This window comes from Paenibacillus glycanilyticus NBRC 16618 (assembly GCF_004000805.1).
In the GTDB taxonomy this organism is placed as follows: domain Bacteria; phylum Bacillota; class Bacilli; order Paenibacillales; family Paenibacillaceae; genus Pristimantibacillus; species Pristimantibacillus glycanilyticus.
This window is the reverse complement of record NZ_BILY01000003.1, coordinates 1-14,363: the sequence shown is the minus strand read 5'-3', so window position 1 is coordinate 14,363 and position 14,363 is coordinate 1. Positions and strand designations below refer to the sequence as shown.

General features: G+C 49.9%; 12 protein-coding genes. 11 read left to right on the top strand and 1 reads right to left on the bottom strand.

Going from position 1 to position 14,363, the window contains the following annotated elements; translation table 11 throughout:
• Positions 1-160 precede the first annotated feature (160 nt).
• Positions 161-1,222, bottom strand: coding sequence for a LacI family DNA-binding transcriptional regulator (locus tag PGL01S_RS02690; RefSeq protein ID WP_244935488.1), 1,062 nt, complete (start codon positions 1,220-1,222; stop codon positions 161-163).
• A 270-nt stretch (positions 1,223-1,492) separates the two neighbouring features.
• On the opposite strand from PGL01S_RS02690, the gene PGL01S_RS02685 reads away from it, so the two are divergent.
• From PGL01S_RS02685 to PGL01S_RS02635, 11 genes are all read left to right on the top strand, one after another.
• Positions 1,493-2,488: an ROK family protein gene (locus PGL01S_RS02685; protein ID WP_307719625.1), complete on the top strand. Its 996-nt coding sequence runs from the start codon at positions 1,493-1,495 to the stop codon at positions 2,486-2,488.
• Complete coding sequence (locus tag PGL01S_RS02680) at positions 2,485-4,908, top strand: glycoside hydrolase family 9 protein (RefSeq protein ID WP_127491121.1); 2,424 nt, start codon at positions 2,485-2,487, stop codon at positions 4,906-4,908. Before PGL01S_RS02685 ends, PGL01S_RS02680 begins: the two co-directional genes overlap by 4 nt.
• Positions 4,909-4,914: 6 nt before the next feature.
• Positions 4,915-6,513 carry a beta-N-acetylhexosaminidase gene (nagZ, locus tag PGL01S_RS02675; RefSeq protein WP_174806520.1) on the top strand — a complete coding sequence of 533 codons (1,599 nt, stop codon included), beginning with the start codon at positions 4,915-4,917 and terminating at the stop codon, positions 6,511-6,513.
• 100 nt (positions 6,514-6,613) lie between these two features.
• Positions 6,614-7,516 (top strand): ABC transporter permease, encoded by a 903-nt coding sequence (locus tag PGL01S_RS02670; protein WP_244935499.1) that lies wholly within the window; start codon positions 6,614-6,616, stop codon positions 7,514-7,516.
• 19 nt (positions 7,517-7,535) lie between these two features.
• Positions 7,536-8,417, top strand: a complete 882-nt coding sequence (locus tag PGL01S_RS02665; RefSeq protein ID WP_127491117.1) for a carbohydrate ABC transporter permease — start codon at positions 7,536-7,538, stop codon at positions 8,415-8,417.
• A gap of 80 nt (positions 8,418-8,497) precedes the next feature.
• Positions 8,498-10,135: an extracellular solute-binding protein gene (locus PGL01S_RS02660; protein WP_127491528.1), complete on the top strand. Its 1,638-nt coding sequence runs from the start codon at positions 8,498-8,500 to the stop codon at positions 10,133-10,135.
• A 37-nt stretch (positions 10,136-10,172) separates the two neighbouring features.
• On the top strand, positions 10,173-10,811 hold the full coding sequence (locus PGL01S_RS02655) for a ThuA domain-containing protein (protein WP_127491115.1): 639 nt from the start codon (positions 10,173-10,175) through the stop codon (positions 10,809-10,811).
• 102 nt (positions 10,812-10,913) lie between these two features.
• Positions 10,914-11,900, top strand: coding sequence for a zinc-dependent alcohol dehydrogenase (locus PGL01S_RS02650; RefSeq protein ID WP_127491113.1), 987 nt, complete (start codon positions 10,914-10,916; stop codon positions 11,898-11,900).
• 36 nt (positions 11,901-11,936) lie between these two features.
• Positions 11,937-12,674, top strand: a complete 738-nt coding sequence (locus tag PGL01S_RS02645; protein WP_127491111.1) for a 6-phosphogluconolactonase — start codon at positions 11,937-11,939, stop codon at positions 12,672-12,674.
• Positions 12,675-12,714: 40 nt separating this feature from the next.
• Entirely contained in the window at positions 12,715-13,500 is a 786-nt protein-coding gene (locus PGL01S_RS02640) for a sugar phosphate isomerase/epimerase family protein (protein WP_164775352.1), read from the top strand.
• Positions 13,501-13,521: 21 nt separating this feature from the next.
• Positions 13,522-13,959, top strand: coding sequence for a VOC family protein (locus PGL01S_RS02635; RefSeq protein ID WP_127491107.1), 438 nt, complete (start codon positions 13,522-13,524; stop codon positions 13,957-13,959).
• Positions 13,960-14,363: the final 404 nt, after the last annotated feature.

Sequence of the window (14,363 nt, the reverse complement as noted above, 5' to 3'; positions counted from 1 at the left end):
TAACGATAAGGGTGAAGGAGCATGGCGATCTCGCCATGCTCCTTTGTTCTGTTCAACGTGCAATAGGACAGCGATGCGTCGCCGGTTAGACGCGTTACGATTTACCCATTTTTCGCTGCCGTGCCGTTGGGGGAGGCAGAGCTTCCTCAGCATGCGGTCATTACCGCCGTGAAGCCCCGCACGACTCCCTAATAATTAGCTCTGGCATGTGATGAATACTGATTGCTTCTTCCGAGCCGTTGATCGCGCTAATCAGCTGCATAACCGCCATGCGGCCGAGATACTCGTTATGCAGGTCCATGGACGTCAGGCGCGGGATGCTGTAATCACTGTGAGGGAATTGGTCGCAGCTGGCAATAGCGATATCGGAAGGACAATCCAGGCCACGGTCCTTCATGGCGCGGATTGCGCCAAGCGCAACCATATCATTAATCGCTATTATAGCGGTCGGCAACTTGCCGCTATTCTGATCCAGCAGTTGGTTCATCGCCGAATAACCGTCAGGCGCATAATAATCCGATGTTACGATGTATGAGTCGTTCACATCATGATGATAAGCTTTCATGGTTTGTTTGAAAGCTTCGATGCGGGAGGACGTAATGCGTATTCCCGGCTCGCCTCCGACAAATCCGATCCGCTCATGCCCGAGCGCGATAAAATGATTCACGATTGAAGTCACGCCCTGCCTTGAATTGCGTTCTACGAACAAACACTCGCATCCGTCAATTCGGGAGCCGACGATTACGACAGGCACTGACTTGTGAAGCTGATTCAAGGCATGGATGAAGTTCTCCGGTACGTCATCCTTATCGATTTGACCGCCTAGAATAAGGACGCCGTCTACTTGTTTCTCCAGAATAATCTTAAAATAGTCTTCTTCACTGAGAGGCGTATCATATTTATCGGGGTTGCGGGCAAACATCGTATTGAATAGAATCGTTGCGTACATATTTTTTAACGCGAAGCTTTCGATTTGCAAGAACAAAGAGGCGAAGTAAGGGTTAGTGATATCCGGGAGGATAACGCCGATATTTTTCGTCTTATGATTGACCATGCCTCTTGCAAAAACACTGGGAGTGTAATTGTATTCATCGATAATTTGTTGAATCAGCGCGCGCTTCTTCGGCGAAACGGAAGGGCTGTTGTTAAGCACGCGTGATACGGTGGATACGGAAACGCCGCATTTATCGGCAATTTCGGTAATGGTAATCTTACTTTTCAAAGGGGCACATCCTTTTGCAACCGGCATTTGGATAGATTCTAACCCAGTCGTTTTCATTTAGCAAGAACAAATTTGGTATCGTTACCATAAAAATTTTCATTTATTGTGCTGACATATATTAATAATCGTTTTGACAGCTAAAACTCGAAAAATCTTGAAAATTTATGGAAAAATTCGTGTTGACATGTCATTTACCAGTCTGTTACATTGGCTGTGTAAAGAAATTGTGACGTTCAAATTTGGTAACGTTACCAAATACAAAGTCAGGGGTTGTTAGCTTTGGACAGAGAGATTCCATCTTCCATTCTTGCAGTAGATCTTGGCGGAACGAAAATGTTATTGGGAGAGATAACACCCGAAGGAAACATTCTCCGTTCAAAGCTTTATCCAAGCGACACGACATCTCAAGAGGCCGCTATGGAACAAATCATTCAAGCTGTTGAGGACTACATACACACCGTCCCTTTCGTGGCGAAGCGTCAGCTTGGCATCGGAATCGCTGTTGTTGGACGAGTGGATCAGAAGCGGGGCATCTGGCATGAAATTGAACCGGGAAAATCGCAATTGACGGATGTCAAAGCAATCATGGAATCTCGGTTCCGGCTGCCTTGCGGCGTGGACAATGATGTCGCCTGCGCCACGCGATCTGAACAGAGGTTTGGTTGGGGGACAGAGTCCGATCATTTTATTTACCTTAATGTCGGTACCGGAATAGCCGCAGGCTTTGTCGCAAACGGGAGGTATGTCAAAGGTTCCCACTTCAACGCAGGAGAGATCGGACATACGGTTGTGGCTTCGGATTCGGATGTGTTATGCGGATGCGGAAGATTGGGCTGCGTAGAGCGGATAGCCTCCGGGCTTGGCATGCATGAGCGGGTAATGGCGCTGCACCAACGGTATCCGGGAACCTCGATCAAGATCAAGGAAGGCGAGCGCGTAACTGCGCAGGAGATTCTACAGGCTGCGGAAGCAGGCGATAAGCTGGGATTCGACGTCAGTGAGGCAGCTGCGAAAGCACTTTCTTCCCTTATCATGAATCTCGTTCGCGTCAGCGATCCGGACACAATCGTCGTTGGCGGAGGGCTGGCAGGCAGCGCTTATTTATGGAACAGGGTTAAACAACATTTGAATCCCCGAACTATGCGGTTTGTAACGAATGGGATTGTTACGACTAAGCAAAATACACCGGATGCCTCGCTTATTGGAGCAGCCTTGGTAGGGCTGGAGGCTTGGGAGACATTCGGTAAAAGAGATGAGGTGCAATGATGGAGTCGTTTATGAAGGATGTCAAACAATCCGGCTATATTCATCGTCCGCTGCCATTGCGTAAGGAGCACTCTCTAGAGGAAGAGCAGAGTCGCCAATCGGTGCTTGAGGAACGTTTGCTATACGAAGCTGGCCAGTTATTCACCGGTATGCTGGAATGGAAGCACCGCGGAGTCGGAGAGCTAGGCTGTACGCCAGGAGGTTTAGCTGTTCTCAGCTCGCCGACGCGTATGCCCCATTGGCCGGAAGGCGCACCTGCTGACGGGGATTATGTCAATTTCGGCACAGCATGGATGGCTGCAAGCTTCCAAGGCGAGAACTGGGACCAATACAATCGAATCACAGTGGAGTTGTTGCCTGATTTTCCAGGTGTTCCGAATGCTTATGTTATGATCTCATTCCGCAACGAGGGAGTTATTCCGATTCCGGATATTTACCACCGCGAAGGGGTTCACGGCGTGAATCTGAACAATGGCGAATGGAATACGGTTCATCTCAATATAGAGGCGCTGCCAAGAGATGCGATTACGGAGCTGTCGATCAGCTATTTCCTGAACGGCAAGGAACGGGTGACCGGCGACCGGATGTCTCTTCAAATAAGGCTGGTGAAGCTGGAGAGTGTGACGGGGCACGAAGTATCCAAAGGCTGGCTGCCGAAACCGGGTGAATTCATCTATTCTCACAGCGGCTATCATCGCTCGGGCAGCAAGACGGCGCTCGCCGTTCAGCTCCCTGAGAACGCTTACCAGCTAAGGGATGTCAATACCGGAGGAGTCGTATACAGCGGCGCGACGGAGAAGTTGAACAGCAGTTTGGGTTCTTTCGACGTTATGGATTTTTCAGCCTTCAATACTCAAGGCCGCTATTATCTTCAATCCGGTGACAGCGTCTCGGGCGCTTTTACGATTGGGGAAGCGGAAGAGGTGTGGCACGACTCGATCTGGAAATCGCTGAACTTTATTTTTTGCGAAAGATGCGGTTATCCTGTTCCCGGCATTCACGGCAGCTGCCATGCCGATGTCATTGCTAAGCATGAGGATACCGTCATTTCCTTTAATGGCGGCTGGCATGACGCAGGCGATGTATCGCAGCAGCTGATCCAGACGGCTGAGGTGACATTCGCTTTGTTTGAAATGGCGGAGAAGGTCAAGCTGCGTAACGAAGATCTGTATCTCAGGCTGCTGGAGGAGGGCGAGTGGGGATTAGACTTTATGCTGAAGACGCGTTTCGGCGACGGGTACAGAGCGACCAGCGCCGGCATAACCCGCTGGACGGATGGAAGAATCGGCAACATGGATGATGCTGAGGCTCGCGTCCACAAGCAAGCCTACGAGAACTTCTACTGCGCAGGAATGGAAGCGTATATGCACAGCCAGCTCATGGAGCAGCCAAGCATATCGGCGCATTTGCTCCGTATCGCCCAGGAAGATTTTCAATATGCGCTGGAGCAATTCGAACAGCATGGCTTCGACGAGAAGCCGATCTTCTGGGAGCACACGTATCAGACCTCGGAAAGCCTGTATATGGCGACAGCCTCGTGGGCCGCATCTATGTTATATGAAGCAACGGGAAATACACGATATGCGGACAAAGCAGCGGAATTTATTGCATACGTTCTCAAATGCCAGGAACAAGAGGGGATCCGGCTTGACGACGGCACAATACTTGCGGGTTTTTTCTATCGTCACCCGGATAAGCGGGTTGTGCAGCATTTCAATCATCAGGCACGGGAGCATTTGTACCTAATGGCGCTCGCAGCCGTTCACAAGACCCAACTCTCGCATCCTGATGCGGAAAAATGGCTGGAAGCTATCCGATCGTACGGGGAATATGTTAAGTCGCTGGCGGTGTACACCTTGCCTTATCCGATGCTGGCAAGCGGGGTATATCACACGGAAGAGCATCTTGATGAGCGAAGCTTTGGCTACCAGCATCTGTTGACCGACCATCGTGCCAAAGAAGATTACATCGAACAGCTGAAGAATGGCGTGAAGCTGAATGACAGCTATTATTTAAAACGCTTTCCCGTATGGTTCTCGTTCAAAGGCAACAATGCGATCATCATGTCCGCCGGCAAAGCGGCTTCCATCGCGGGACTTTACCTTAATGACCGTAAGCTCTTGGATATCGCGGAAGGCCAGCTGCATTGGATCGTCGGCAAAAATCCGTTTGGCCAGTCGCTTATGTACGGCGAGGGCTACCGTTATGCGCAGCAGTATGCCGTTCTGGGCGGAGAAATGACGGGAGAGATTCCGGTTGGCGTTCAAACCTTCGGCAATGAAGATGAGCCGTATTGGCCGCAATTCAACAATGCTACTTACAAGGAAGTATGGACGGGTAATGCAGGCAAATGGCTGTCGATTGTTGCGGACCTCTATGAAATGGATTTCAAAAACAAAGCGTTTCGATGGGAGGGCTAATCAGAAATGATTAATGAATGGTTAAAGAGTATGAGTCTGGAGCAAAAGATCGGGCAATTGTTTATGTGCGGCTTTGACGGCACTGAGCCTAACGAGTCGATTCTCCAGCTCCTTCGCGATTACCATATTGGCGGCGTGAATTTCTTCCGGCGCAATCTTCTGTCTCCCGAACAGGCATCGGAATTAACGGCTAGTCTTCAAAGAGAATCTGCTATTCCGCTGCTCATCTCGCTCGATCAAGAAGGGGGGATGGTGTCAGGCATTGAGCAGGGAATCACGCTTATGCCCGGCAATATGGCGCTTGGCGCAGCGGGAGACGAAGCGGCAGTGTACAACGCAGCCCTTTTCTCTGGAACGGAGCTTCGAGCGATGGGGCTGAATATGAATTTCGCTCCTTGTATCGACGTGAATAACAATCCGCTCAACCCGGTTATTGGCGTACGTTCTTATGGCGAAAATCCGGAGCTGGTCGGAAGGATGGGGTCTGCAGCGGTAAAGGGATATCAGACCGCCGGCATCACAGCTACGGTCAAGCATTTTCCTGGACATGGCGATACAAGTACCGATTCGCATCATGAGCTGCCATTGGTTGCTCACGACCGGAAACGGCTGCATGAGGTGGAGCTTGTGCCATTTAAACGGGCGATCGCGTCAGGCGTTGACGCCATCATGACGGCGCATGTGATCTTCCCGGCTTATGAGTCCCGGCCTATCCCAGCGACCTTATCGCATCCGATTCTGACAGGACTTCTTCGCGGGGAGCTGGGCTTTGAAGGCGTTATTACGACGGATTGCCTGGAGATGAACGCTGTCTCGCAAGGGGTTGGCGTCGGAGAAGGTGCGGTCATGGCTATTGAAGCGGGAGCTGATCTCGTGCTCATCAGCCATCAGATCCATTTGCAGGTTGAAGGACTCAAGGCGGTCATTAAGGCGGTAAGAGAAGGCAGGATTAGTGAATCCCGCATCAACGAATCGGTTGTCCGACTGCTGAATCTGAAGGAAAAACGCGGCTTATTCACGCAACAGCCTTCTTCTCCGGGATTGATTCGTCAATTGGTGGGAGCCCAGGAGCACCGGGCTGCGGCACAAAGTATCAGCGAAAGAAGCATTACGATTGTACGAAACAATAATCAGATCCCGCTTAACAAAGAAGAAGCAACCTACATTATATGGCCGAATATGCGTCCCGTCTCGGAAACGGCAGAACCGCCAGGAGAAGAAACGACGCTTGGCAGATTGCTCGGCGGATGGCTCGAAGCAAGTATAGAGCAGATTATCGCCGTTAACCCGGATGAAGGGGAGATCTCTAAAGTGCTGTCGGACAGCCAAGGCTATCGACAGATCATCGTCGGCACCTACAATGCTGTTTTCTCGGAAGGACAGCAGCGTATAGTGACGTCCCTGGCAGCTAGAGAAGGCGTGCAGTTAACGGTCGTGTCGCTACGTATGCCGTATGACCTGAACGTGTTTCCGGAGGTTCGAGGATATATCGCATGCTACGAGAATAAACCGCTGACGATCAGATCGCTGGCCAAAGTGTTGACCGGAGAGATTCAGGCGGGGGGCAAGCTGCCAGTTACGTTGCAGACGACTTTCGAACATTAAACATTAATAGATGACAACTGTTGGAGGGGTGCGCATGGATGCTCACGCAACAACGTCAGTCAAGCTAGAGAAGCAGCGCAATAAGAAAAGCAAAGTATACATGCTTGCGCGGAAATTCATGGCGCAAAGATATTTGCAGGCGATGGCACTCGTCGGAATTGCCTGGATGATTATTTTCAGCTATGTTCCGTTGTACGGTCTGATCATAGCTTTCAAGGAATACGACATTACCCGGTCGATCAGCAAATCGCCATGGGTCGGATTAGCCCAGTTTAAGGAATTCCTGACAGATGACAGCTTGCCCTACGTGCTTAAGAACACGCTGGCGATGAGCGCGCTCAAGCTTCTAATCGGATTTCCGATTCCGATTCTATTCGCTTTATTTGTTAACGAATTACGCTCGCTGCGTTATAAAAAAATCGTGCAAACCATCTCCTACCTGCCGCATTTCTTATCCTGGGTCATCCTGGGCGGCATCTTGACTACTTGGCTGTCGGATGTCGGCATTATCAACGACTTACTGATGGCCTTGCATATCATCAAAGAACCGATCAGCTACCTGGCCGAGCCCGGTTACTTCTGGACGATCATCGTCAGCTCTGACATTTGGAAGGAGCTGGGCTGGAACGCCATCATTTATTTGGCAGCTATCGCCAGCGTATCGCCGGATTTGTACGAAGCGGCCACGATGGATGGCGCGAGCCGTTTCCAGAAGATGTTTCTCATAACTCTCCCGATGATTAAAGGCACCATTGCCATTTTATTTATTCTAGCCGTAAGCGGCATTCTGTCCTCGAACTTCGATCAGGTCTTTATTCTAAAAAACCAGCTAAACGAAAGCGCAAGCAATGTCATCGACACCTACGTCTATCAAGTGGGGATATCGGAAGGGCGTTACTCCTACTCCACGGCGGTTGGCTTGTTCAAATCGATCATCGCCTTCCTTCTCCTCTTGTCCGCGAACTATGTGACGAAAAAGCTAAACGATACTTCACTTTTATAACCGGTAAAGGGATGATCCGATGCTGAAAAACCGAACAACCGCAGAAAAGCTATTTGACTGGGGCAATATAGCGCTCATGCTGGTCATTTGCTTTCTCACGATTTATCCGATTTGGTACGTTATCGTAAACTCGTTCAACGAGGGCCAGGACGCGATGCGCGGCGGCATCTACTGGCTTCCGAGGGTATTCAGCCTCGACAATTACAATACCGTCTTCCAGAACAAAGGCCTGATGACGGCCATGGGCATTACCGTTGCAAAGACGGTAGTCGGCACCGCGCTCCATGTGTTTTTCACGGCGATGGTCGCTTATGCCTTCTCCCGCAAGGAGCTGGTGGGCAGAACGCTCTATATGTATATCGGCACCGTGACACTCTTCTTCAGCGGCGGGCTGATTCCTTATTATTTGCTGATCCGCGACCTGGGGCTGCTCGACAGCTTTTGGGTATATATCTTCCCGGCAATGTTCAGCTTTTTCGATCTGATTATTTTCCTTGCGTTTTTCCGGGAATTGCCCGAAGGGCTGGAGGAAGCGGCGAGAATCGACGGGGCGAATGACTTTAAAATCTTTTACCGCATTATTATTCCATGCTCGATGCCCGTCATTGCTACGATCTCGCTGTTCCACGGCGTGTACCAATGGAATGATTATTTCACGGCTGTCATCTTTACGAATAATCCGGACCTTCAGCCGATTCAAACTTTCCTCTACCGTATCGTCGCCTTATCCGGCTCGAACCAAATCGCTTCGATGGTGCCGGACAATGTTGTCCGCAAAGTGACGTCGCAGTCCGTAAAACTCGCCACGATGGTCGTTGCTACGCTGCCGATCGTCATCGTTTACCCGTTTTTGCAAAAGTATTTCGTTAAAGGCTTTATGATTGGTTCCATTAAAGGTTGATTGGAGCATTCACAAGCTTTGGTTTTCACAACAAAGACCATATAAGAACAAATACGAGAGGGGTAATCATTTTGAGGAAAATGCGTAAGGCATTAACGGTAGTGACGCTGGTCGGCCTGCTCGGCACAACGGCAGCTTGTTCGTCCGCAAACGACAATAAGCCTGCGACAGCGAATAAGGGGACGGAGCCGCCGGCTGCGGTGGAGACAACAAAGCTCGATCCAAACGCACCTGGCTGGAAAACGGACACGAAGCCAATCAAGTTCGACTGGTATGTTAATTTCTCATGGTTTACAAGCAAGTGGGGCGAAGATAATACGTCGAAGTACATTACGAAGAAAACAGGTGTCGATCTGAATCTGATTGTCCCGGCCGGCAATGAGAATGAAAAAATGAATACGATGATCGCTTCCGGTAATCTTCCGGATTTCATTACGCTTGACGTTGGCGATCCGAACGTACAGAAGCTGATCGACAGCGGACTTGTGCTTCCATTAAATAAGCTGGCGGATGAATATGATCCGTACTTGTACACCGTTGCCGATCCGGACAAAATCTCATGGTTTACCCAAGAAGACGGCAATTTTTACGGTTATCCGAACTCATCGTCTTCTCCTAACGATTACAAGAAATACGGCGAGCAGTATACATCGAACCAAACATTCCTGGTCCGTAAAGATATGTACGAAGCGCTCGGCAAGCCCGAGATGAGAACGCCGGAAGGGTTCCTGAACGCCTTGAAGGCGGCGAAGGAGAAATTCCCGGAAGTAAACGGCCAGCCGCTCATCCCGCTTGCTTTCCATGAATTTGGAGACAACGGCAACTATTCGCTGGAAGATTTCCTGCAGAACTTCCTGGCGATTCCGCAGCAGAAGGACGGCAAGCTGTACGACCGTTCGACCGATCCGGAGTATCTCAAATGGCTGAAGGTATTCCGCAAGGCTAATGAAATGGGCTTACTCTCCAAGGACATCTTTATCGACAAACGACCGCAAATGGATGAGAAGGAAGTGCAAGGCCGTTACTTCGCCATGCTGTACCAGATCGCGGACGTAGGCGTACAGAATGCCGCCGTCTACAAAACGGATCCGGACAAAATCTACATCCCGATCGATGGTCCGGCTAACGCCAATCTCGATCAGCCGACATTATCCGGTCCAGGCATCTCCGGCTGGACGATTACGCTCATTTCAAAAAATGTAAAAGACAAAAAACGCGCTATCGAGTTTATGAGCTATATGATCAGTGAAGAGGGACAAAAGGATTTCTGTCTGGGCGAAAAAGGCGTTACCTACGATACGATCGACGGCAAGGACCAGTTTCTCGAAAGTTATCTGACGGCGACGGACGGGGCCAAATACGGCGCGGAATATACGTATTGGATGATGATGGACACGAACATGTGGCTGGGATGGGCGCCGCCTACGCAAGAGCCTTATTTGTCTACTGGCCAGTGGACGAAAGGAAAGACGTATAACTTCTCTGAGTTTACGCAGCTGACGCCGGGCGGTACTTCACCGGAAGGCGTGATCTGGACCAAAATCCAGCAGCTATGGGGCAAAACGCTGCCGAAGCTGCTTATGTCGAAAAGCGATGAGGACTTTGACCAGCTCTACAATAAGTTTCTTAAAGACCGTGACAATCTGGGGTATGACAAGGTACGAACTTACATGCAGACGAAATATGAGGAAAACCTGAAGAAGCTGAACAAAGCGTAACGGATATTCAACAATCAGTGTGAGAGGGGAAGCGGCAGTGAATAAAACGGTATGCATCATACGCGATGACATGTACCATCCCAAGGAATTGATCGATCCTCAAATGGAAAAAGTGTTTGATCGCGAGGTTTGGAATGTCGTGTTGAGTAATCGTCTGCGCGATGTAATCGAATCTAGCGATTCGGTTGATCTACTAGTTATGTTTACGGTAGGTCGACCGGACGGTGAAGGGGATATTACCTTTGATGAGCAAGAGCGGGTCATTTCGCGCGTGAAAGATGGCATGGGTATCTTGTTCGTGCACGCTGGTCTTGTGCTAATTGAAGAAGACAGTCCATTCTATAAGACTCTAAACTCCGGGCGGTTCATCGGCCATTCCCATAATCATGTTCCGGTGGAAAATGTGCCGATCCGTAATGTGGCTCATCCTATATTGGATGGCGTTGAACCGTTTACGGTAATGGATGAGCATTATTACTGCCAGGTTAATATTGGGCGCACCGATATGCTGATGCTCAGTACATCGGAGGCGGTTACGGCGGCAGGAGGGTGGGCGCATTCCTTTGGGAAAGGGAAGGTTGTTGGACTTACTCCAGGCCATACCGAGGAAGCGCTTGGCAATCCGCAGATGATTCAACTGCTCAAAAATGCTTCAAACTGGGCAACAACGAACTAGTAAAAAGGCTGCCCCTCGTGATGACGAGGGGACAGCCCTATATATAGTATGAGCAACGGAGCTGGGAACTGACACTTCGCTTGAAATGGAGGAGACTGCAGCTTGAACGTTTACGAGAATGCCAGCGTACAGTTCGTGAAGCAAGGAAAGGCTGCTTTAGTTCAGGAGACTTTTCAGGAACGGTCTTTGGACGAAAAAGAAATTTTCGGTAAAACGTTAGTGTCGCTGATCTCATCGGGCTCCGAGCGCGGAGGGTATATGGATTATTTCGGCGGCAGTCGCTACCCGATGGAGATTGGTTATGCCGTAGTCATGCAAGTGATTGACACGGGAAGCAAGGTGAAGCACGCGAAACCCGGAGATATCGTATTTGCGAGCGCTCCGCATCGTTTATACAATTTTGTCTCCGAGGATGACATTGTTCCAGTGCTGGAGGGTATGCTGCCCGAGGAGGCCGTACTATGTCGCATCCCGGCCGTGTCGATGACGGCTATGCTGAAGACACAGATCAAACCGGTTGAACCCGTGTTGGTGACGGGGCTTGGCATCGTTGGGCTGATGTGCGCACAGATGATGAAGCATTGCGGTTATACCGTATATGCTGTCGATCCTGGCGAGAAAAGGAGGCAGATCGCACGCGAGTGCGGGTTGCTCCATGTGTACGCTTCAATTAAGGATTGCCAAGCAGCAGGCAGGTTCGGTCTGGCCATGGAATGCTCCGGTGCGGAGCAAGCAGCGCTTGACGCACTGGACGTGCTTCGCAAGGGAGGGGAACTGTCGCTGATTGGCGTTCCTTGGTACAGGGGTACCGATACATGGGCGCATGACATATTTCTGAAAGTGTTTTACGGATTTATTACAATGACTTCCGGCTGGGAATGGAGCATTCCGCGGCATTCGTCTGAATTTATGCCTGGCAGCAACTATGGCAATTTTGCGGTCGGTATGGAGTGGATCAAAAACGGCGCTCTAAAGGTGGACGGCATTTATGAGCTGGTCGATCCAGCGCGCTGTGACGATGCTTATCAGTCACTTGTAAACAAGACTTATACGAAGACGTGTACGATTTTTGATTGGAGATCGATGTAGAAGATCTTATAACAATAAACAATTGGAGAGATAAGCATGAAAATTACGGTTGAGAAGGACGAAAGAGCGTTCGATATCGCCGCCGCTTGGCGAATTGTAACGCAGATGCTGAAGAAACCTGAAGCGGTAATTGGTTTATCCACAGGGCAGACGACAGGAGGCATGCATGCCGTCGTATCGGAGCTATACGAGAAGTATCCGTTTGATGTATCACGCGTCACTATATTCAACGTCGACGAGTTGACTAACCTCGATCGGAGTTATTCAGGCAGCTGTTATTCGATGATCTATGAGCAGCTTGTTAAAAATCTTGGCATTCCAGAGGAAAACTTCATTATGCCGCCTACGATGTCTGACGATTTTGAACGGGAATGCCGTTTGTTCGAGGACGCTCTTGCTTCTCGCGGGGGCGTCGACCTGCAAATGCTCGGCATCGGCTTCAATGGCCATGTTGGCATTAATCAGCCGGGAACCCCGTTCGAGAGCACGACCTGGGTATCGCCGATGGACCCGATCTTCGAAGCGCGCGTCCGCAAAGAAACGGGCGTCGGCCCAGAGCATCCGCTGGGCGGATTGACGCTTGGTATTAAAAACATTATGCATACCCGTCATCTCGTACTTGTCGCAAAAGGAAAGCATAAGGCTGACATTATTGAGCAGGCGCTGTTCGGGCCTGTTAATTCGGATATGCCGGCATCCATTGTTCAGCTTCATCCGAATTGTGAAGTACTGCTCGACGCGGACGCCGCATCAGCCATTATCCACCGTTTATAGGGATAGCCGATGATGACGGAAAAGGATGGAGGAGATGGAAATGAAGTTTGCACTGGCGATGTATACGGTCTACGAGGAGATGAAGCGGGATCTGGATGCTACGCTTGGCGCAGTTCGTGAGATGGGCTACGAAGGTATCGAAATGTATGGAGAGACTTTATGGCCTGCTTCCGTGGTTAAGGAACTCCTCGCAAAGCATGGACTGGAGTTATGCGGTTGGCATGTGGAGTGGAGGCTGCTGCAGCTTGATACACTGGAGAATACGATTCGCTATCATGCAGAGCTCGGCAATCCGAACATCATTATCCCATGTCTCGGAGGCCCATGGAACGTAGGGCATATGCCGGAAGACAACCATGCGGCGACTTGGCTTCGTTACGCGGAGCAAATGAATGAGCTTGCGGACCGATTAGAAATGGAAGGGATGCGGCTTGGCTATCATACGCATGCGCATGAGTTCCATGACAGCTTTGACGGCATAACTCCATGGAATATTCTTATCGAGCATACGAAGCCTTCGGTGTTCTTAGAGCTCGACACCGGCAATTGTCTGGAAGGGGCTGGCGATCCCGTTATCGCGCTTACTGAAACAGCCGGCAGGCTTCGGGTTGTGCACTGTAAGCCACTTGATTCTAAACAAGGTACCGAAGCTGCTATCGCAGCCGATGGCGATCTTAATGACTGGCCGTTAATTCTGCAGAGATGCAAAGCGGGAGGCTGCGAGTGGCTGGCGATTGAGAATGAATCACGTACGAGAGGGAGCAAGCTCGCCGTTGCGGGGCAAGATTTGAAGAGCCTAATAGGTCAGTTAAGAGAAGCGACTTAATTGCGAAAGGGTGGCTTTTATATGAAACGTAAACATCCCAGCCTTCATCATGTTGGAATGACCTCCTGTCACTTCGAGCAGACCGTCAAATTTTACGAGGAGGGTCTTGGCTTCACTGTAAAGCATACATGGGGGAAAGATAAGCGCGTCTATATGATGGACATGGGCGACGGTTCTTGCATCGAGGTGTCCGAGGGAGAGGCTGAGGATACGCCGTCATGCGGCCGCTGGCTTCACGTTGCATTGTGGACGGATGACATTCGCGAGAGTTACGATCGGGCGATTGCCGCAGGAGGGCAGCCTAAACTGCCTCCTACGTTTGCGGATATTATGGAAGCGAAGCCAGAGCCGGTCTACATGTACTTCGCTTATGTAATTGGGTTCGATGGCGAAGAAATCGAGTTTATTCAAGAAGTGAAGGGGAGGGAAGCGTGGGATCAGCGAGTTATAGAGAACTGATGAAGCGGGAAGCTTCACGTACAGGTTATTATAGATAGCCGACGAGAAATCAAAAATCGAAAAGGGTGAATGATCCCTTTAGAAACTTAAACTTAAAGGATCTAACTTGAAGCAGCTTGTAATGACGGGCTGCTGTTTTTTTTGAATGTCGTACACATTTATATCAAAAGTTGAGCAAAAATACGAATACGGGTTGCTATGCTTGCGCAAAAGCATTTCATTTAGAAGTAAATTATTACCTGTTGAAATCTAAAATCTATTCATGCTATATTATAACTCCGGCCGCGAGAGACAAACGGCTTGGAAGAAAAGCTAACTATTTTCAACTTAGTAGAAATACAAAATGATAAAAGAAAAGCTTGACACGAAAAATAGCAACGTGGTAAGATACGAAGCGTTGTTGC

What these genes read in the sequence shown, in the direction of transcription:
- PGL01S_RS02680 (WP_127491121.1), top strand. Translation starts at nt 2,485, where the DNA reads ATGATGGAGTCGTTTATGAAGGATGTCAAACAATCCGGCTATATTCAT.
- nagZ (WP_174806520.1), top strand. Translation starts at nt 4,915, where the DNA reads ATGATTAATGAATGGTTAAAGAGTATGAGTCTGGAGCAAAAGATCGGG.
- PGL01S_RS02670 (WP_244935499.1), top strand. Translation starts at nt 6,614, where the DNA reads ATGCTTGCGCGGAAATTCATGGCGCAAAGATATTTGCAGGCGATGGCA.
- PGL01S_RS02665 (WP_127491117.1), top strand. Translation starts at nt 7,536, where the DNA reads ATGCTGAAAAACCGAACAACCGCAGAAAAGCTATTTGACTGGGGCAAT.
- PGL01S_RS02660 (WP_127491528.1), top strand. Translation starts at nt 8,498, where the DNA reads ATGCGTAAGGCATTAACGGTAGTGACGCTGGTCGGCCTGCTCGGCACA.
- PGL01S_RS02645 (WP_127491111.1), top strand. Translation starts at nt 11,937, where the DNA reads ATGAAAATTACGGTTGAGAAGGACGAAAGAGCGTTCGATATCGCCGCC.
- PGL01S_RS02640 (WP_164775352.1), top strand. Translation starts at nt 12,715, where the DNA reads ATGAAGTTTGCACTGGCGATGTATACGGTCTACGAGGAGATGAAGCGG.
- PGL01S_RS02635 (WP_127491107.1), top strand. Translation starts at nt 13,522, where the DNA reads ATGAAACGTAAACATCCCAGCCTTCATCATGTTGGAATGACCTCCTGT.